17 protein-coding genes are annotated in these 18,560 nt (G+C 71.1%); 1 reads left to right on the top strand and 16 read right to left on the bottom strand.

Annotation, left to right across the window (positions count from 1 at the left end):
- Positions 1 to 35: 35 nt before the first annotated feature.
- The 14 genes from ACGFYP_RS29875 to pyrR all read right to left on the bottom strand — a co-directional run bounded on the left by ACGFYP_RS29875 (position 36) and on the right by pyrR (position 16,609).
- The gene (locus ACGFYP_RS29875; protein WP_393500029.1) at positions 36 to 2,180 is read right to left on the bottom strand and encodes a primosomal protein N'; all 2,145 of its coding nucleotides are present in this window, start codon (positions 2,178 to 2,180) and stop codon (positions 36 to 38) included.
- Between the two features lie 126 nt (positions 2,181 to 2,306).
- The gene (metK, locus tag ACGFYP_RS29870; RefSeq protein WP_361968607.1) at positions 2,307 to 3,515 is read right to left on the bottom strand and encodes a methionine adenosyltransferase; all 1,209 of its coding nucleotides are present in this window, start codon (positions 3,513 to 3,515) and stop codon (positions 2,307 to 2,309) included.
- 212 nt (positions 3,516 to 3,727) lie between these two features.
- Positions 3,728 to 4,993 (bottom strand): bifunctional phosphopantothenoylcysteine decarboxylase/phosphopantothenate--cysteine ligase CoaBC, encoded by a 1,266-nt coding sequence (gene coaBC / locus ACGFYP_RS29865; RefSeq protein ID WP_393500025.1) that lies wholly within the window; start codon positions 4,991 to 4,993, stop codon positions 3,728 to 3,730.
- 108 nt (positions 4,994 to 5,101) lie between these two features.
- The gene (gene rpoZ, locus ACGFYP_RS29860; protein ID WP_005319902.1) at positions 5,102 to 5,374 is read right to left on the bottom strand and encodes a DNA-directed RNA polymerase subunit omega; all 273 of its coding nucleotides are present in this window, start codon (positions 5,372 to 5,374) and stop codon (positions 5,102 to 5,104) included.
- A 69-nt stretch (positions 5,375 to 5,443) separates the two neighbouring features.
- Entirely contained in the window at positions 5,444 to 6,007 is a 564-nt protein-coding gene (gmk, locus tag ACGFYP_RS29855; protein ID WP_393500020.1) for a guanylate kinase, read from the bottom strand.
- Positions 6,008 to 6,056: 49 nt separating this feature from the next.
- Positions 6,057 to 6,380 carry an integration host factor gene (locus tag ACGFYP_RS29850; protein WP_026246651.1) on the bottom strand — a complete coding sequence of 108 codons (324 nt, stop codon included), beginning with the start codon at positions 6,378 to 6,380 and terminating at the stop codon, positions 6,057 to 6,059.
- Positions 6,381 to 6,666: 286 nt separating this feature from the next.
- Positions 6,667 to 7,503, bottom strand: coding sequence for an orotidine-5'-phosphate decarboxylase (gene pyrF, locus ACGFYP_RS29845; RefSeq protein ID WP_361968601.1), 837 nt, complete (start codon positions 7,501 to 7,503; stop codon positions 6,667 to 6,669).
- Complete coding sequence (locus ACGFYP_RS29840) at positions 7,500 to 8,612, bottom strand: quinone-dependent dihydroorotate dehydrogenase (RefSeq protein WP_393500015.1); 1,113 nt, start codon at positions 8,610 to 8,612, stop codon at positions 7,500 to 7,502. Before ACGFYP_RS29840 ends, pyrF begins: the two co-directional genes overlap by 4 nt.
- Before the next feature lie 55 nt (positions 8,613 to 8,667).
- A complete protein-coding gene (gene carB, locus ACGFYP_RS29835; RefSeq protein ID WP_393500013.1) occupies positions 8,668 to 11,976 on the bottom strand; it encodes a carbamoyl-phosphate synthase large subunit in 3,309 nt (1,102 codons plus the stop codon).
- Positions 11,969 to 13,111 carry a glutamine-hydrolyzing carbamoyl-phosphate synthase small subunit gene (gene carA, locus ACGFYP_RS29830; protein ID WP_393500011.1) on the bottom strand — a complete coding sequence of 381 codons (1,143 nt, stop codon included), beginning with the start codon at positions 13,109 to 13,111 and terminating at the stop codon, positions 11,969 to 11,971. Before carA ends, carB begins: the two co-directional genes overlap by 8 nt.
- Positions 13,108 to 13,668 carry a hypothetical protein gene (locus tag ACGFYP_RS29825; protein WP_361968593.1) on the bottom strand — a complete coding sequence of 187 codons (561 nt, stop codon included), beginning with the start codon at positions 13,666 to 13,668 and terminating at the stop codon, positions 13,108 to 13,110. The genes carA and ACGFYP_RS29825 overlap by 4 nt, the downstream gene beginning before the upstream one ends.
- Positions 13,665 to 14,951 carry a dihydroorotase gene (locus ACGFYP_RS29820; RefSeq protein WP_393500007.1) on the bottom strand — a complete coding sequence of 429 codons (1,287 nt, stop codon included), beginning with the start codon at positions 14,949 to 14,951 and terminating at the stop codon, positions 13,665 to 13,667. Before ACGFYP_RS29820 ends, ACGFYP_RS29825 begins: the two co-directional genes overlap by 4 nt.
- Positions 14,952 to 14,953: 2 nt before the next feature.
- Entirely contained in the window at positions 14,954 to 15,934 is a 981-nt protein-coding gene (locus ACGFYP_RS29815) for an aspartate carbamoyltransferase catalytic subunit (RefSeq protein WP_361968589.1), read from the bottom strand.
- A 111-nt stretch (positions 15,935 to 16,045) separates the two neighbouring features.
- Positions 16,046 to 16,609, bottom strand: a complete 564-nt coding sequence (pyrR, locus tag ACGFYP_RS29810; RefSeq protein WP_393500004.1) for a bifunctional pyr operon transcriptional regulator/uracil phosphoribosyltransferase PyrR — start codon at positions 16,607 to 16,609, stop codon at positions 16,046 to 16,048.
- A gap of 254 nt (positions 16,610 to 16,863) precedes the next feature.
- On the opposite strand from pyrR, the gene bldD reads away from it, so the two are divergent.
- Positions 16,864 to 17,364, top strand: a complete 501-nt coding sequence (gene bldD / locus ACGFYP_RS29805; RefSeq protein ID WP_030214967.1) for a transcriptional regulator BldD — start codon at positions 16,864 to 16,866, stop codon at positions 17,362 to 17,364.
- A gap of 154 nt (positions 17,365 to 17,518) precedes the next feature.
- Here the strand turns inward: bldD and nusB are convergent, their stop codons facing one another.
- Together nusB and efp are read right to left on the bottom strand one after the other, a co-directional pair.
- A complete protein-coding gene (gene nusB / locus ACGFYP_RS29800) occupies positions 17,519 to 17,950 on the bottom strand; it encodes a transcription antitermination factor NusB (protein WP_361966709.1) in 432 nt (143 codons plus the stop codon).
- Between the two features lie 2 nt (positions 17,951 to 17,952).
- On the bottom strand, positions 17,953 to 18,519 hold the full coding sequence (efp, locus tag ACGFYP_RS29795) for an elongation factor P (protein WP_315896525.1): 567 nt from the start codon (positions 18,517 to 18,519) through the stop codon (positions 17,953 to 17,955).
- Positions 18,520 to 18,560 lie beyond the last annotated feature (41 nt).

The raw sequence follows: 18,560 nt of genomic DNA, 5'->3' as shown, positions 1-18,560 counted from the left end.
GGCCGGGCAGCCGGAGAACGGGCGTTCGGCGGCCGTCAGCCGATGTCCGGGGGGTCCACCCGGACCCGGACAGGTTCGCCGCCGCCCCTCGCCAGCCGTGCCGCCTGGGCCTTCTTGAGCGCCGCGGCCAGCGCCGCGCCGTTGCCCGGCGGGACGCGGATCAGGGCCCGCTCCCACTGCTCCCCCGGCGGAGCGTCGCCCGGCCGGCGCGGCCCGCCGGGCCGGACGACGGGGAGCGGCACCGGGCCCAACACCTCCGCGTCGCCCGGCAGTTCGGTGGCGACCAGGAACGACTCGACCGCGGCCGGTGGGCCCGCGACCGCGGCCATCCGGGACACCGGGGGAAAGCCCAGCTCCGCCCGCTCCGACAGCTCCCGCTGGGCGTGGCCGACCGGGTCCCACCGCACGAGCGCCTGCACCGGCCGCAGCGTCGGCTCGGCGACGACCACGACGGTGCCGCCCTCCCCCTGGCCCCGCACCAGCGAGGCCGCGTCGATCCAGCGCCGTAGCGCCTCCTCCCCCGCGCGCAGGTCGGGGCGGCCGAGCATGGCCCAGCCGTCGAGGAGCAACGCCGCCGCGTAGCCGCCTTCGGCGACGGGCTCGGCGCCCGGGGTGGACACGACCAGCGCGGGCCGCCCGGGCACGGTGTCCAGGACGTGGTCCCGCCCCGACGTCCGTACCGGCACCGCCGGGAACGCCCGGCCCAGCTCCTCCGCCGTCCGCCGCGCGCCCACGATCTGGGCCCGCAGCCGGTTCGAGCCGCACTCCACGCAGTGCCACTCCGGCGCGCCCCGCCCGCACCAGCCGCACCGCAGCTCCTGCTGCTCGGGCGCCTCCAGCGGGCCCGCGCAGTGCCGGCAGCGGGCGGGCGTCCGGCAGCGCTCGCACGCCAGCCTCGGTACGTACCCCCGGCGCGGCACCTGCACGAGCACCGGGCCGGTCTTCAGGCCCTCCCGCACGGTCTCCCAGGCCAGCGACGGGAGCCGCGCGGCCCGGGCGGCCTCGTCGCGCGCGAGCAGCTCGTCGCCGACGGTCCGTACGAGCGGGGCTGCGAGCCGGACCTGATCGCGTCCCGCGACCAGCGGCGCGGCCCAGCCGGACTCCACGAGCTGCGCGGCCTCGACCGTGCAGCTGGTGGAGCCGAGCAGGAAGGCGCACCGGTCGTGGGCGGCGCGCAGCAGCAGGACGTCGCGCGCGTGGGGCTGCGGGGCGTGCGGCTCGCTGTGACTGCCGTCGCCGTCGTCCCAGATGGCGACGAGCCCGAGATCCCGTACGGGCGCGAACATCGCGGCCCGGGTGCCGACGACCGCGCGCACGGAGCCCCGCCGTACCGCGAGCCACTGGGCGTACCGCTTCTCCGGGCCGGCCTCGGCGGTGAGCAGGGCGTGCCGCCCGGGGCCGAGGAGCGCCGTCAACGCCTCGTCCACGCGCGACGCCGCCCGCCCGTCGGGGACGACGACGAGCGCGCCGCGCCCGGAGGCGAGCGTGGCGCCCACCGCCCTGGCCAGCTCCTCGGCCCAGTGGGGGCCCGGCAGGGCGTTCCAGACCGCCCGTGGGGCCGCGCCGCGCGCCAGGGCGTCCAGGAAGCCTGGCCCGCGCTCGTACCGCGTCCAGCTGCCCGCCTCGGGCGCGGGCGGGGTCGGCAGCGGGGCCGGGGAGGTCTTCCCCTCGGCCCGCGCGCTCCGGGGCGGCACGGCCAGCTGGAGCACGTCCGCGAGGCTTCCCGCGTACCGGTCGGCCACCGCCCGCGCGAGCCCCAGGAGCTCGGCGCTGAGCACCGGCTCGGGCGACACGACGTCGGCGAGCGCGGCCAGCGCGCCCTTGTAGTCCGAGTCGGCGCGCCGCTCGACGAGGAAGCCGTCGATCAGCCGTCCGCCCTCGCGGCGCCCGTCCCTGACCTGATGCGCCCCGGCCCCGAACCGCACGCGCACCCGCACTCCGGGCTGCGCGACGGCGTCCAGCTCCTCGGGCACGGCGTAGTCGAAGAACTGGTCGAGGTGCAGCACGCCCTTGTTGACCACGACCCGCGCGACGGGCAGCTCCTTGGCCAGCGCGGCCCCCCGCCACGTCCGCGGCTTGGCCCGGGGCACCTTGGCCTTCCGCACGGTCTCCCGAATGAGCGCGAGCTGCTCGTGCGGCTCACCGTCCGCGCCCTCGGGCGTCTCGTTCTCGCTGCTCACAGCCTCATACCTACCAGAACGCACTGACAGCCGTCCTCGGCAGGACAACCGCCGGACATGCGGAAGCCCGGCTCCCCCGAAGGGGGCCGGGCTTTCCAGCAGGTGAAGCGGGCGGAACCCGGGACCTTAGAGGCCCGCCGCCTTCTTCAGCGCGTCCACGCGGTCCGTGCGCTCCCAGGTGAAGTCGGGGAGCTCGCGGCCGAAGTGGCCGTACGCCGCCGTCTGGGCGTAGATCGGGCGGAGCAGGTCGAGGTCGCGGATGATCGCGGCCGGGCGGAGGTCGAAGACCTCGCCGATGGCGTTCTCGATCTTCTCGTTCTCGACCGTGTTCGTGCCGAAGGTCTCGACGAAGAGACCGACGGGCTCGGCCTTGCCGATCGCGTACGCGACCTGGACCTCGCAGCGCGAGGCGAGGCCCGCGGCCACGACGTTCTTGGCGACCCAGCGCATGGCGTAGGCGGCCGAGCGGTCGACCTTGGACGGGTCCTTGCCGGAGAAGGCGCCGCCGCCGTGACGGGCCATGCCGCCGTAGGTGTCGATGATGATCTTGCGACCGGTGAGGCCGGCGTCGCCCATCGGGCCGCCGATCTCGAAGCGTCCGGTCGGGTTGACCAGCAGGCGGTAGCCGTCGGTGTCCAGCTTGATGCCGTCCTCGACGAGCTGCTTCAGGACGTGCTCCACGACGAACTCGCGGATGTCGGGCGCGAGCAGCGACTCCAGGTCGATGTCCGAGGCGTGCTGCGAGGAGACCACGACCGTGTCGAGGCGGACGGCCTTGTCGCCGTCGTACTCGATGGTGACCTGGGTCTTGCCGTCGGGGCGCAGGTACGGGATGGTCCCGTTCTTGCGGACCTCGGTCAGCCGGCGGGAGAGCCGGTGCGCCAGGTAGATCGGGAGCGGCATGAGCTCGGGGGTCTCGTCCGACGCGTAGCCGAACATCAGGCCCTGGTCGCCGGCGCCCTGCTTGTCGAGCTCGTCCTCGTCACCCTCGACGCGCTTCTCGTACGCCGTGTCGACGCCCTGCGCGATGTCCGGGGACTGCGACCCGATGGAGACCGAGACGCCGCAGGACGCGCCGTCGAAGCCCTTCTTCGAGGAGTCGTACCCGATCTCGAGGATCTTGTTCCGTACGAGGGTGGGGATGTCGGCCCACGCCTTCGTGGTGACCTCACCGGCGACGTGCACGAGGCCGGTGGTGATCAGCGTCTCGACGGCGACGCGGGACGTGGGGTCCTCGCGCAGAAGCGCGTCGAGAATGGTGTCGCTGATCTGGTCAGCGATCTTGTCGGGGTGACCTTCGGTCACGGACTCCGAAGTGAACAGACGACGGGACACAATGCTCCCTGGGGTTGCAGCGGCTGCTGGCTGAACAATGTCGGACGGCAGGGGGCTGCGCCCCGCGTCGTACCAAGAACAGTCTATCGGGCGTCATCGGGCATTGGGGCAGGTGTCTCGCAAGGTGGGAGCCCTGAGCTCGCCGAATCCGGCCCCGCCCGCCTCACGAACACCCATTCCCCTCGCCCGGAAGGACGGGAATCCCGGGGGATTCACTCGGCCGGGACGGTGAAATCCCGCCGGGCGTGAGATTTCCCCGAATTCTCCGCGGGAAGGGACCGCAGACGGGGTGCGACGAGGTCCCAGACCGTCTCGGCGAGGGCTTCCTTCGGCCCGTACGGTACCGGCGTGTCGGAGCCGTCGGCGGCGAGGACGACGGCCTCGTTCTCCTCGGAGCCGAAGGTCTTGCGCTCGCCCACCTCGTTGACCACGAGCAGGTCGCAGCCCTTGCGGCGGAGCTTCTCGCGGCCGTTGGCGAGGACGTCGTCCGTCTCGGCGGCGAAGCCCACGACCACCTGTCCCGGCAGGGCCCGGTCGGCGGAGATCTCGGCGAGGATGTCGGGGTTGCGGACGAGCTCCACGACCGGGGCCTCGACGCCTTCCCGCTTCTTGATCTTGCCGGGGGCGTAGACGGCCGGGCGGAAGTCCGCCACGGCGGCGGCCATGACCACGGCGTCGGCGTCGGCCGCCGCCTTGAGCACGGCCTCGCGCAGCTGGACCGCGGTGCCGACGTGGACCACGTCGACCCCCGCCGGGTCGGGGATGCCGGTGTTCGCCTCGACGAGCGTGACCCGGGCGCCCCGGGCGGCGGCGGCCTTGGCCAGGGCGTACCCCTGCTTGCCTGAGGAACGGTTGCCCAGGTAGCGGACCGGGTCGAGGGGCTCGCGGGTGCCGCCCGCGCTGACCACGACGTGGCGGCCGACGAGGTCGGGGGCCGCCGTGCCGCGCGCGAGGATCCGTCGGCAGACCTCGAAGATCTCGCCGGGGTCGGGAAGCCGGCCCTTGCCGGTGTCGACGCCGGTCAGCCGGCCGACGGCGGGCTCGATGACGACCGCGCCACGGCGGCGCAGCGTGGCCACGTTCTCCTGGGTGGCGGGGTGCTCCCACATCTCGGTGTGCATCGCCGGGGCGAAGACGACCGGACAGCGGGCCGTGAGCAGGGTGTTCGTCAGGAGGTCGTCGGCGAGGCCGTGGGCGGCCTTGGCGAGCATGTCGGCGGTGGCGGGGGCCACGACGACGAGGTCGGCGGCCTGCCCGATGCGGACGTGGGGGACCTCGTGGACGGACTCCCACACCTCGGTGGAGACGGGGTTGCCGGAGAGCGCGGACCAGGTGGCGGCACCGACGAAGTTCAGGGCGGAGGCCGTCGGCACGACACGCACGTCGTGGCCGGACTCCGTCAGCCGCCGGAGCAGCTCACAGGCCTTGTAGGCGGCGATGCCGCCGCTGACCCCCAGAACGACCTTCGGCTTGGTCACCACTGCCACTCCCCGCACTCGGATGCGTACTCGGATGCGTACGTCTCCATGAGACACCACAGGCCCGGCGGTTGTTCCGCCGGGCCTGTGGTGACGAACGTTACGTTCTTACTGCGCCGGGCCCTCGATGGCCTCGGAGGTCAGCAGACCCGCGTTGATCTCGCGCAGGGCGATCGAGAGCGGCTTCTCGTGGACGTGGGTGTCGACGAGCGGACCGACGTACTCGAGCAGGCCCTCGCCGAGCTGCGAGTAGTACGCGTTGATCTGGCGCGCGCGCTTGGCCGCGTAGATCACGAGGCTGTACTTCGAGTCGGTGGCCTCGAGCAGCTCGTCGATCGGGGGGTTGATGATGCCCTCGGGCGCGGTGATGGAAGAGGACACTCTCTTGCCTTCCGAAGAAACTTCTGGGTGAGCTGATCCGGGTGATCAGATCCAGGCGATCAGAAAAGATCAAACAACTTTCATCAAGGCTAGCAGCTCACGGGCCACGTCCTCGACGGAGGTGTTGACCAGGGTCGTGTCGAACTCCAGCTCTGCGGCCAGTTCGATCTTGGCGGCCTGAAGACGGCGCTCGATGACCTCGGGCGACTCGGTGCCGCGGCCGGTGAGCCGGCGGACCAGCTCGTCCCAGCTCGGCGGGGCCAGGAAGACCAGCTGCGAGTCCTTCATGGACTCCTTGACCTGACGGGCGCCCTGGAGGTCGATCTCAAGGAGGACCGGCTCGCCGGCCTCCAGGCGCTCCAGGACCGCCTGCCGCGGCGTGCCGTAGCGGTTGCCCGCGAACTCGGCCCATTCGAGGAGCTCCCCGTTGGCGACCAGCTTGTCGAATTCGTCGTCGGAGACGAAGAAGTACTGGACGCCGTGCTTCTCGCCGGGTCGCGGCTTTCGTGTCGTGGCCGACACCGAGAGCCAGACCTCGGGGTGGACCTTGCGCATATGAGCGACGACCGTGCTCTTGCCGACCCCGGAGGGGCCGGAGAGCACGGTCAGCCGCGGACGTACCTCTGCTGCCATGCAGCGATTATTCCAGCAATACGGGGGTGCCTGGGACGGCGGTCCCGTCTCAGGCGCCGGTGCTGCCGAACTCGCGCTCCAAGGAGGCGATCTGGTTGGAACCGAGCCCGCGCACGCGCCGGCTCTCGGAGATGCCGAGACGCTCCATGATCTGCTTGGCGCGGACCTTGCCCACGCCCGGCAGGGACTCAAGGAGCGCGGAGACCTTCATCTTGCCGATGACGTCGTTCTCCTGGCCCTGCTTGATGACCTCGTGGAGGGAGGCGCCGGAGTGCTTGAGTCGATTCTTGACCTCGGCCCGCTCCCGGCGAGCCGCGGCGGCCTTTTCGAGCGCGGCTGCGCGCTGTTCAGGGGTAAGGGGCGGAAGAGCCACGCCTACGTCACCTCGGATGTCGAACTGTCGGATACGGACCGGTGAGGAACCTGATCGCCCCACACCGTGCGAGCAGCGATCAACGCAATGAACCGTTGAACGCCGACTCTGCCCCGGAGACTAGCGGCCAATGTCTCTCCAGTCAGCGAGAACAAGCGAAAAGTCCTGGTCAGCATCGACCGACCAGGACTTTTCGGTCATATGGACCGGGTTTTGAGTAAGGATCTTGTCAAGGAGTGAGACGGCCCTCACCTGCGGATTGGTCCGAAGGACGTCCGGAAGGGGGTCAGCGGGAGACGGCCTCGCGGATTTCGGTCGCGTAGCGCTCCGCCGAGGCGCGCAGTGCGGCGGCGTCAGGACCGTGCTTCAGGACCCCCCGGCTGACGTTCGGGACCACGTTGCGGACCGCCGCGCCGAAGACGGCGGGGAGGTCGGCCGGGCTCGCGCCCTGGGCGCCGAGGCCGGGGGCCAGGAGCGGGCCGTTGATGTCCAGGTCGAAGGAGGACAGGTCGCCGAGGGTGGCGCCGACGACCGCGCCGAAGGAGCCCATGGGGGTCTCCCCCGCGTTCTCCTCCGCGAGGTGGGCCAGCATGGTCGCGCCGATGGTCCGGCCGTCCTCGCGGACCGCCCGCTGGACCTCGGCGCCCTCCGGGTTGGAGGTCAGCGCGAGGACGAAGAGTCCGGCGCCGCTCTCCCTGGCCAGGTCGACGGCCGGCTTCAGGGAGCCGTAGCCGAGGTACGGCGAGACCGTCAGGGCGTCCGAGAAGAGCGGGGAGTCCTTGCGGAGGAAGGCCTCGGCGTACGCGGCCATCGTGGAGCCGATGTCGCCGCGCTTGGCGTCCATCACCACCAGGCCGCCCGCGGCCCGCAGATCGGCGACGGCGCGCTCCAGGACGGCGACGCCGCGCGAGCCGAAGCGCTCGAAGAACGCGGACTGCGGCTTGAAGACGGCCACGGTCTCGGCCAGGGCCTCCACCACGGTGTACGTGAAGCGCTCCAGGCCGGCGATGTCGTCGCCGAGGCCCCAGGAGTCGAGGAGCGCGGCGTGCGGGTCGATGCCGACGCAGAGCGGGCCGCGCTCGTCCATGGCCGAGCGCAGGCGGGTTCCGAAGGAGAGAGTCACTTGGCGGTGGCCTTTCGGTTGTCCGCGCCGACGGCCTCGGCGAGGGTGGCGTACGGGGAGGCGGCGAGGCGCGCAGCGAGGCCCTTGTGGATCGCGCGGGCGTAGAACGGGCCCTCGTAGATGAAGGCGCTGTAGCCCTGGATGAGCGTGGCGCCGGCCAGGATGCGCTGCCAGGCGTCCTCGGCGTTCTCGATGCCGCCGACGCCCACGAGGACGAGCCGGTCGCCCACGCGCGCGTGGAGGCGCCTCAGCACGGCGAGGGAGCGCTCCTTGACGGGTGCGCCGGACAGACCGCCGGTCTCCTTGATCAGCTCCGGGGAGGACTTCAGGCCGAGGCCCTCGCGGGCGATGGTGGTGTTGGTGGCGATGATGCCGTCGAGGCCGAGCTCCAGGGCCAGGTCGGCGACGGCGTCGACGTCCTCGTCGGCCAGGTCGGGGGCGATCTTGACCAGGAGCGGGACGCGGCGGTCCGTGACGGACCGGTCGGCCGCCTCGCGTACCGCCGTGAGCAGCGGGCGCAGGGACTCGGTGGCCTGGAGGTTCCGCAGGCCCGGGGTGTTCGGGGAGGAGACGTTGACGACCAGGTAGTCGGCGTGCCGGGCGAGGCGCTCGGTGGACTTCACGTAGTCGGCGGCGGCCTCGGCCTCCGGGACGACCTTGGTCTTGCCGATGTTGACGCCGACGACCGTGTTGAAGACCGGGGTACGGGTGGCCAACCGCTCCGCGACGGCGGCGGAGCCCTCGTTGTTGAAGCCCATGCGGTTGATGAGGGCGCGGTCCGGGACCAGTCGGAAGAGGCGCTTCTTGGGGTTGCCGGGCTGGGCCTCGCCGGTGACCGTACCGATCTCGATGTGGTCGAAGCCGAGCATCGACATGCCGTCGACGGCGACGGCGTTCTTGTCGAAGCCGGCCGCGAGGCCGAAGGGGCCGTGCATCCGCAGGCCGAGCGCCTCGGTGCGCAACTCCTTGTACCGGGGCGCGAGGGCGGCGGCGACGAAGGTGCGGAGCACCGGAACGCGGGCGGCCAGGCGGATCCAACGGAAGGCCAGGTGGTGGGCCTGCTCCGGGTCCATCCGCTTGAAGACGACGTTGAAGAAGAACTTGTACATGTGGGTGTCCTCAGCAAGAGGGGGACACCGTTTCCGGTGTCCCCCTCGTGGGTTGCTAGTCGCGGGCCGCGGTCAGGTGTTCCGCGTGTTCCTGGAGCGAGCGGACGCCGACGTCGCCGTGACCGAGCGCCTCGATGCCCTGGACGGCCGCGGCGAGCGCCTGGACCGTGGTGAGGCACGGGACGGAGCGGGCCACCGCCGCCGTACGGATCTCGTAGCCGTCGAGGCGGCCGCCGGTGCCGTACGGGGTGTTGACGATCAGGTCGACCTGGCCGTCGTGGATCAGCTGGACGATCGTCTTCTCGCCGTTCGGGCCCTCGCCGTCGCTGAGCTTGCGTACGACCGTGGCGTTGATGCCGTTGCGGCGCAGCACCTCCGCCGTGCCCGAGGTGGCCATCAGCTCGAAGCCGTGGGCGACCAGCTCGCGCGCGGGGAAGATCATCGAGCGCTTGTCGCGGTTGGCGACGGAGATGAACGCGCGTCCCTTGGTGGGCAGCGGGCCGTAGGCGCCGGCCTGCGACTTGGCGTACGCCGTGCCGAAGACGGAGTCGATGCCCATGACCTCGCCGGTGGAGCGCATCTCCGGGCCGAGGATGGTGTCCACACCGCGGCCGTGGATGTCGCGGAAGCGGGTCCACGGCATCACGGCCTCCTTGACGGAGATCGGCGCGTCGATCGGCAGCGTGCCGCCGTCGCCGGTCTTCGGCAGCAGGCCCTCGGTGCGCAGCTCGGCGATGGTCGCGCCCAGTGAGATGCGGGCGGCGGCCTTCGCGAGCGGCACGGCGGTCGCCTTCGAGGTGAAGGGGACGGTCCGGGAGGCGCGCGGGTTGGCCTCCAGGACGTAGAGGATGTCACCGGCCATGGCGAACTGGATGTTGATCAGGCCGCGCACGCCGACGCCCTTGGCGATGGCCTCCGTGGAGGTCCGCAGGCGCTTGATGTCGTGGCCGCCGAGGGTGATCGGGGGCAGGGCGCAGGCCGAGTCGCCGGAGTGGATGCCGGCCTCCTCGATGTGCTCCATGACGCCGCCGAGGTAGAGCTCGTGGCCGTCGTAGAGGGCGTCGACGTCGATCTCGATGGCGTCGTCGAGGAAGCGGTCGACCAGGACCGGCCGGGTGGGGCTGATCTCGGTGGACTCGGCGATGTACGACTCCAGGCGGGTCTCGTCGTAGACGATCTCCATGCCGCGGCCGCCGAGGACGTACGAGGGGCGTACGAGGACGGGGTAGCCGATCTCGTCGGCGATGGCCTTGGCCCCGGCGAAGGTGGTCGCGGTGCCGTGCTTGGGCGCCGGCAGTCCGGCCTCGGCGAGGACCTGGCCGAAGGCGCCGCGGTCCTCGGCGGCGTGGATGGCCTCCGGGGAGGTGCCGACGACGGGCACGCCGTTGTCCTTGAGGGCCTGGGAGAGGCCCAGCGGGGTCTGGCCGCCGAGCTGGACGACGACACCGGCGACGGGTCCCGCCAGCGTCTCGGCGTGGACGATCTCGAGCACGTCCTCGAGCGTGAGCGGCTCGAAGTACAGGCGGTCGGAGGTGTCGTAGTCCGTGGAGACGGTCTCCGGGTTGCAGTTGACCATCACGGTCTCGTAGCCGGCGTCGCTGAGCGCGAAGGAGGCGTGGACACAGGAGTAGTCGAACTCGATGCCCTGGCCGATGCGGTTCGGGCCGGAGCCCAGGATGATCACGGCGGGCTTGGTGCGCGGCGCGACCTCGCTCTCCTCGTCATACGAGGAGTAGAAGTACGGCGTCCTGGCCGCGAACTCGGCGGCGCAGGTGTCGACCGTCTTGTAGACCGGGCGGACGCCGAGCGCGTGCCGGACCTCGCGGACGACGTCCTCGCGCAGGCCGCGGATGTCGGCGATCTGGGCGTCGGAGAAGCCGTGGCGCTTGGCGTCGGCGAGCAGCTGGGGCTCCAGCTTCTCGGCGGCGGCGAGCTCGTCGGCGATCTCCTTGATGAGGAAGAGCTGGTCGACGAACCAGGGGTCGATCTTGGTCGCCTCGAAGACCTCCTCGGGGGTGGCCCCCGCCCGGATGGCCTGCATGACGGTGTTGATCCGGCCGTCGGTGGGGCGGACGGCCTCGCGCAGCAGCTCGGCCTTGTCGCCGGGCTCGCCGGTGAAGGCGAACTGCGAGCCCTTCTTCTCCAGGGAGCGCAGGGCTTTCTGCAGCGCCTCGGTGAAGTTACGGCCGATCGCCATGGCCTCGCCGACCGACTTCATGGTCGTGGTGAGGGTGGAGTCGGCCTGCGGGAACTTCTCGAAGGCGAAGCGCGGGGCCTTGACCACGACGTAGTCGAGCGTGGGCTCGAAGGACGCCGGGGTCTTCTCCGTGATGTCGTTGGGGATCTCGTCCAGCGTGTAGCCGACGGCGAGACGGGCCGCGATCTTCGCGATCGGGAAGCCCGTCGCCTTGGAGGCGAGCGCGGAGGAGCGGGAGACGCGCGGGTTCATCTCGATGACGATGATCCGGCCGTCGTCCGGGTCGATCGCGAACTGGATGTTGCAGCCGCCGGTGTCGACGCCGACCTCGCGGATGATCGCGATGCCGATGTCCCGCAGCCGCTGGTACTCGCGGTCGGTGAGGGTCATCGCCGGGGCGACGGTGATCGAGTCACCGGTGTGGACGCCCATCGGGTCGAAGTTCTCGATGGAGCAGACGACCACGACGTTGTCGGCCTTGTCGCGCATCAGCTCCAGCTCGTACTCCTTCCAGCCGAGGATGGACTCCTCCAGGAGCACCTCGGTGGTCGGGGAGAGCGTCAGGCCCTGGCCGGCGATGCGGCGCAGCTCTTCCTCGTCGTGGGCGAAGCCGGAGCCGGCGCCGCCCATCGTGAAGGAGGGGCGGACGACGACGGGGTAGCCGCCGAGCGTCTCGACGCCCTGGATGACGTCGTCCATCGAGTGGCAGATGACCGAGCGGGCGGACTCGCCGTAACCGATCTTGGCCTTGACGGCCTCGACGACACCCTTGAAGAGGTCGCGGTCCTCGCCCTTGTGGATGGCCTCCACGTTGGCGCCGATGAGCTCGACGCCGTACTTCTCCAGGACACCCTGCTCGTGCATGGAGATCGCGGTGTTGAGCGCGGTCTGGCCACCGAGGGTGGGCAGGAGCGCGTCGGGGCGCTCCTTGGCGATGATCTTCTCGACGAACTCGGGGGTGATCGGCTCGACGTAGGTGGCGTCGGCGATCTCCGGGTCGGTCATGATCGTGGCCGGGTTGGAGTTGACCAGGATGACCCGCAGGCCCTCGGCCTTGAGGATGCGGCAGGCCTGGGTTCCGGAGTAGTCGAACTCGGCGGCCTGGCCGATGACGATCGGGCCGGAGCCGATGACCAGGACGGACTGGATATCGGTGCGCTTAGGCACGCTCGGCCTCCATCAGGGATACGAAGCGGTCGAAGAGGTACGCGGCGTCGTGCGGGCCCGCGGCCGCCTCGGGGTGGTACTGGACGGAGAAGGCCGGCTGGTCGAGCAGCTGGAGGCCCTCGACGACCTGGTCGTTCAGGCAGACGTGGGAGACCTCGGCGCGGCCGTAGGGGGTCTCGGAGACCTTGTCGAGGGGCGCGTCGACGGCGAAGCCGTGGTTGTGCGCGGTGACCTCGACCTTGCCGGTCGTACGGTCCTGCACCGGCTGGTTGATGCCGCGGTGGCCGTACTTCAGCTTGTAGGTGCCGAAGCCGAGGGCGCGGCCGAGGATCTGGTTGCCGAAGCAGATGCCGAAGAGCGGGGTCTTCCGCTCCAGGACGGCCTTCATGACGGAGACCGGGTGCTCGGCGGTGGACGGGTCGCCGGGGCCGTTGGAGAAGAACACGCCGTCCGGGTTCACCGCGTACACGTCCTCGACGGTGGCGGTGGCGGGCAGGACGTGGACCTCGATGCCACGCTCGGCCATCCGGTGCGGGGTCATGCCCTTGATGCCGAGGTCGACGGCGGCGACGGTGAACTTCTTGGTGCCGATCGCGGGGACGACGTACGTCTCCTTGGTGGCGACCTCGGCGGAGAGGTCGGCGCCCTTCATCTCGGGGGCCTGGCGGACCTCGGCCAGCATGGTGCCCTCGTCGGGCAGCGCGTTGCCGGAGAAGATGCCGACGCGCATGGCGCCGCTCTCGCGCAGGTGGCGGGTGAGGGCGCGGGTGTCGATGCCGGAGATGCCGACGACGCCCTGGGCGGCGAGCTCCTCGCCCAGCGAGCGCTTGGCGCGCCAGTTGGAGGAGACGCGGGCGGGGTCGCGGACGACGTAGCCGGAGACCCAGATGCGGGAGGACTCGGGGTCCTCGTCGTTGACGCCGGTGTTGCCCACGTGCGGGGCGGTCATCACGACGACCTGGCGGTGGTACGACGGGTCGGTGAGGGTCTCCTGGTAGCCGGTCATGCCGGTGGAGAACACGGCCTCGCCGAAGGTCTCCCCCACGGCCCCGTAGGCGCGACCGCGGAAGATGCGGCCGTCCTCCAGGACGAGTACGGCGGGAACTTTTTCGGTTCCCCTGGTGGAGGTCGTCATCGTGCGGTGCCTTCCGTCGTCTTGATCATGCTGTTCAGGGTCTCGACCCAGGCGGCGTGCTCCGCCGCCCGGTCGGACCGGAAGCCGGAGTCGAGGAGCTTCTCGCCGTGCGCCCACGTGACGATCAGCAGCCCGCCCTCGGCGAGGACCTTGCCCGCGATGCCCTTGTCGAGCCGGGCCTCGCGGAGGGCGTCGACCGGGATGAGGAAGTCGTTCGCCCCGGGGCGCACGACCTCGATGCCCGCGTCCGTGAGGCTGAGCTCGACGCGGCTACGGACGCCGAGCCCGTGGGCGACGATCCGGTCGAGCCACTGTCCGGCCGTGGTCGAGCCGTGGTACCGCCCGCTCAGGGACAGTGTCGCCTCGCCGGCCGCCTCGGGCATTCCAGGCAGTTCGGGCAGGTCCGACTGGAGGCTGCCGCGCCACTTCCATCCCTGGCGCATCAGCCAGTAGACGAAGGCGATGAAGAGCAGCAGTCCGGCGACCCAGCCGAGCCGTCCGGCCCAGTCGGTCACCTCGGCCGACTTCTGTTCCGCGGCCCATTCGATGAGTGTCACGCCAGCTTCCCGTCCACGAGCGTCGCCCGGCCCCGCAGGAAGGTGTGGGTGACGCGTCCCGGCAGCTCGCGGCCCTCGTACGGGGTGTTGCGGCTGCGGGAGGCGAAGCCCGCGGGGTCCACGGGACCACGGTATGCCGGATCGACCAGCGTCAGGTTCGCGGGCTCACCAGCCGAGACGGGGCGTCCGTGGCCGGTGGCCTGCCCGATCCGCGCGGGCTTGACGGACATCCGGTCGGCGACGCCGGCCCAGTCGAGCAGCCCGGTCTCGACCATCGTCTGCTGGACGACGGAGAGCGCGGTCTCCAGGCCGACCATGCCCATGGCGGCCGCGGCCCACTCGCAGTCCTTGTCCTCGTGCGGGTGCGGGGCGTGGTCGGTGGCGACGATGTCGATGGTGCCGTCGGCCAGGGCCTCGCGGAGCGCCATCACGTCACGCTCGGTGCGCAGCGGCGGGTTGACCTTGTAGACCGGGTTGTACGAGCGGACCAGCTCGTCGGTCAGGAGGAGGTGGTGGGGGGTGACCTCGGCCGTGACGTCGATGCCGCGGGACTTGGCCCAGCGCACGATCTCCACGGAGCCCGCGGTCGACAGGTGGCAGATGTGGACGCGGGAGCCGACGTGCTCGGCGAGCAGCACGTCACGGGCGATGATCGACTCCTCGGCGACGGCCGGCCAGCCGCCGAGGCCCAGCTCGGCGGAGACGATGCCCTCGTTCATCTGGGCGCCCTCGGTGAGGCGGGGCTCCTGGGCGTGCTGGGCGACGACTCCGCCGAAGGCCTTCACGTACTCCAGGGCGCGGCGCATCATCACGGCGTCGTCGACGCACTTGCCGTCGTCGGAGAAGACCGTGACGCCGGCGGCGGAGTCGTGCATGGCGCCGAGCTCGGCGAGCTTCTTGCCTTCCAGGCCGACGGTGACGGCGCCGATGGGCTGGACGTCGCAGTAGCCGGACTCCTTGCCGAGCCGGTAGACCTGCTCGACCACACCGGCGGTGTCGGCGACCGGGAAGGTGTTGGCCATGGCGAAGACGGCGGTGAAGCCGCCGGAGGCGGCCGCCCGGGTGCCGGTGAGGACGGTCTCGGAGTCCTCGCGGCCGGGCTCGCGCAGATGGGTGTGGAGGTCGACCAGGCCGGGCAGCAGGATCTGGCCGTCGGCCTCGATCACGGTCGCGCCCTCGGCCGAGAGGCCGGTGCCGACCTCGGCGATGGTCTCGCCGTCGATCAGGACGTCCTGCGGCTCGCCGCCCAGCACCTTGGCACCGCGGATAAGGATCTTGGCCATGGTTACTTGCTCTCCTCGGTACGGGTGTGGCTGACGGCGGGCTCGTTGCCGCCCAGAAGCAGGTACAGGACGGCCATCCGGACGGAGACGCCGTTGGCGACCTGCTCGACGACCGTGCAGCGGTCGGAGTCGGCGACCTCGGCGGTGATCTCCATGCCGCGGACCATCGGGCCGGGGTGCATCACGATGGCGTGCTCGGGCATCTTCGCCATCCGGTCGCCGTCGAGCCCGTACCGCCGCGAGTACTCGCGCTCGGTCGGGAAGAAGGCCGCGTTCATCCGCTCGCGCTGCACACGCAGCATCATGACCGCGTCGGACTTCGGCAGCACGCTGTCGAGGTCGTAGCTGATGTCGCAGGGCCAGGTCTCGACGCCGACCGGGACCAGGGTGGGCGGGGCCACGAGGGTGACCTCGGCGCCGAGGGTGTGCAGCAGGTCGACGTTGGAGCGGGCGACCCGGCTGTGCAGGACGTCGCCGACGAGCGTGATGCGCTTGCCCGCGAGGTCCTGGCCGAGGCCGGCGTCACGGCCGACGAGCCGGCGGCGCATGGTGAAGGCGTCGAGCAGGGCCTGGGTGGGGTGCTGGTGGGTGCCGTCGCCCGCGTTGATGACGGGGGCGTCGATCCAGCCGGAGGTCGCGAGCCGGTACGGGGCGCCGGAGGCGCTGTGGCGGATGACGACGGCGTCGACGCCCATCGCCTCCAGGGTCTGGGCGGTGTCCTTGAGGGACTCGCCCTTGGAGACGCTGGAGCCCTTGGCCGCGAAGTTGATCACGTCGGCGGAGAGGCGCTTCTCGGCGGCCTCGAAGGAGATCCGGGTCCGGGTGGAGTCCTCGAAGAAGAGGTTGCAGATGGTCCGGCCGCGCAGGGTGGGCAGCTTCTTGATCGGACGGTCGGCCACCCGGGCCATCTCCTCGGCGGTGTCGAGGATGAGGACGGCGTCGTCGCGGGTGAGGTCGGCGGCCGAGATGAGGTGACGCATCATCGGGGTGTTCTCCGTGGTCGGGAGGTGTGGGGCCTGGGGGTGTCCCCGAGGGGCCCGTCGGGGTGCGGGCACGCAGGGGTGTGCCCTGGACCCGTCGGGATGCCGGACCGGCTAGTCGGTGGTCTTGCTGCCGAGCAGCACGGTGTCGCGACCGTCCTCCTCGGCGAGCTGGACCTTGACCGTCTCGCGCAGCGACGTGGGGAGGTTCTTGCCGACGTAGTCGGCGCGGATCGGGAGCTCGCGGTGGCCGCGGTCGACGAGGACCGCGAGCTGGACGGCGCGCGGGCGGCCGATGTCGCCGAGCGCGTCGAGCGCGGCGCGGATGGTGCGGCCGGAGAAAAGCACGTCGTCGACCAGGACGACCAGGCGGCCGTCGACGCCGTCACCGGGGATCTCGGTGCGGCCGAGGGCGCGGGCGGGCTTCATCCGCAGGTCGTCGCGGTACATGGTGATGTCGAGGGAGCCGACCGGGATCTTGCGGCCGGTGATCTCGGCGAGCTTGTCGGCCAGCCGGCGGGCGAGGAAGACGCCGCGCGTCGGAATGCCGAGGAGGACCACGTCGTCGGCGCCCTTGGCGCGTTCGACGATCTCGTGGGCGATGCGGGTCAGGACCCGCGCGATGTCGGGGCCCTCGAGAACAGGGCGTGCCGCATCGGAGTGGTGCTGGGCGTCCATATGAAACGGACCTCCTTCTCCGCCTCACGGGACGGACCTTAAAGGACGTCGGATTTGCGCCATCGACTCTACCAGGGGCGGGCGACTCCCCTGCTCACCACCCCGGCGCCACTCCGGGCGCCGTCCCCCGAGAGGGGGCGGTATGGACCATTCGGCTTGACGGGGGAGAGTAACGCTGCGTAACCTCACAGTGAGTTACCAGCCACGCGGCGGAGCCGCACGTTGTCTACAGCGACCAGCGTCCGGGGAGCTATATGTCCAGCGAATACGCAAAGCAGCTCGGGGCCAAGCTCCGTGCCATCCGCACCCAGCAGGGCCTTTCCCTCCACGGTGTGGAAGAGAAGTCCCAGGGCCGCTGGAAGGCCGTCGTGGTCGGCTCGTACGAGCGCGGTGACCGCGCCGTGACGGTGCAGCGCCTCGCCGAGCTGGCGGACTTCTACGGCGTCCCGGTGCAGGAGCTCCTGCCGGGGACGACCCCGGGCGGGGCCGCCGAGCCGCCGCCGAAGCTCGTCCTCGACCTGGAGCGTCTGGCCCACGTCCCGCAGGAGAAGGCGGGCCCCCTCCAGCGCTACGCGGCGACGATCCAGTCGCAGCGCGGCGACTACAACGGCAAGGTGCTGTCGATCCGCCAGGACGACCTGCGCACGCTCGCCGTCATCTACGACCAGTCGCCCTCGGTCCTGACCGAGCAGCTCATCAGCTGGGGCGTCCTCGACGCGGACGCGCGGCGCGCGGTCGCACACGAGGACAGCTGAGCAGAGCCGAGCAGAAACGTTGCCGCCGGGGCGGGGACGGTCTTCGGACCTCCCCGCCCCGGCGGTTTCGTGCTCCACGGGGGCACCAGGAGACGCCGAAGGGGCCCGTGGCACATCATGTGCCACGGGCCCCTTCCGTGCGTCTACGGGCCGCTCAGGCGTCCCGGCGCAGGCGCGGCTTCAGGTCCTTGAAGCGGGCCAGCAGACCGTTGACGAAGGTCGGCGACTCGTCCGTGGAGAACTCCTTGGCGAGCTGCACGGCCTCGTCGATCGCCACGGCGTCCGGCGTCTCGTCCAGCCAGATCAGCTCGTACGCCCCGAGGCGCACGATGTTCCGGTCGGCGACCGGCATCCGGTCCAGGTCCCAGTCCACCGCGTAGGTCGCGATGAGCTCGTCGATCCGGTTCGCGTGGTCCGCGTACCCCTCGACCAGCTGCATCGTGAACTCGCTGACGGCCGGCTGGCGGTCGTCGGACCGGGCGTGCCGGACCCAGTCCGCGAGGACCTGCTGCACGGACGCGCCGCGCTGGTCGGCCTCGAAGAGGATCTGGAAGGCACGCTTGCGGGCGTTGCTGCGGGCAGCCACGGTTAGCTGTTCACCCGGCCGAGGTAGTCGCTCGTGCGGGTGTCGACCTTGATCTTCTCACCGGTGGTGATGAAGAGCGGGACCTGGATCTGGTGACCGGTCTCCAGCGTGGCGGGCTTGGTGCCACCGGTGGAGCGGTCGCCCTGGACGCCCGGCTCGGTCTCCTGGATGACCAGCTCGACGGCGGCCGGGAGCTCGACGTAGAGCACCTCGCCCTCGTGGCGGGCCACGGAGGCGGTGAAGCCCTCGATGAGGAAGTTGGCGGCGTTGCCGACGGCCTTGCGGTCGACCATCAGCTGGTCGTAGGTCTCCATGTCCATGAAGACGAAGTACTCGCCGTCCATGTACGAGAACTGCATGTCGCGGCGGTCGATGGTGGCCGTCTCGACCTTCGTCCCGGCGTTGAAGGTCTTGTCGACGACCTTGCCGGACATCACGCTCTTCAGCTTGGTGCGCACGAAGGCCGGGCCCTTGCCGGGCTTGACGTGCTGGAACTCGACGACGGACCAGAGCTGGCCGCCTTCGAGCTTGAGCACCATGCCGTTCTTGAGGTCGTTCGTGGAAGCCACGGTTGCGGAATCTCCTGGACTGACGTGGGACCAGAGAGGCG

This window comes from Streptomyces sp. NPDC048370, from assembly GCF_043200825.1.
Classification (GTDB): domain Bacteria; phylum Actinomycetota; class Actinomycetes; order Streptomycetales; family Streptomycetaceae; genus Streptomyces.
Note: the sequence above shows the minus strand (reverse complement) of the source record. Positions and strands in the feature narration are given on the sequence as shown.

Excerpts from the sequence above, each read along its gene's own strand:
- gmk (WP_393500020.1), bottom strand. The coding sequence starts at position 6,007 with ATGGCAGCAGAGGTACGTCCGCGGCTGACCGTGCTCTCCGGCCCCTCC.
- ACGFYP_RS29840 (WP_393500015.1), bottom strand. The coding sequence starts at position 8,612 with ATGTACAAGTTCTTCTTCAACGTCGTCTTCAAGCGGATGGACCCGGAG.
- carA (WP_393500011.1), bottom strand. The coding sequence starts at position 13,111 with ATGACGACCTCCACCAGGGGAACCGAAAAAGTTCCCGCCGTACTCGTC.
- ACGFYP_RS29820 (WP_393500007.1), bottom strand. The coding sequence starts at position 14,951 with ATGGCCAAGATCCTTATCCGCGGTGCCAAGGTGCTGGGCGGCGAGCCG.
- ACGFYP_RS29815 (WP_361968589.1), bottom strand. The coding sequence starts at position 15,934 with ATGATGCGTCACCTCATCTCGGCCGCCGACCTCACCCGCGACGACGCC.
- pyrR (WP_393500004.1), bottom strand. The coding sequence starts at position 16,609 with ATGGACGCCCAGCACCACTCCGATGCGGCACGCCCTGTTCTCGAGGGC.
- bldD (WP_030214967.1), top strand. The coding sequence starts at position 16,864 with ATGTCCAGCGAATACGCAAAGCAGCTCGGGGCCAAGCTCCGTGCCATC.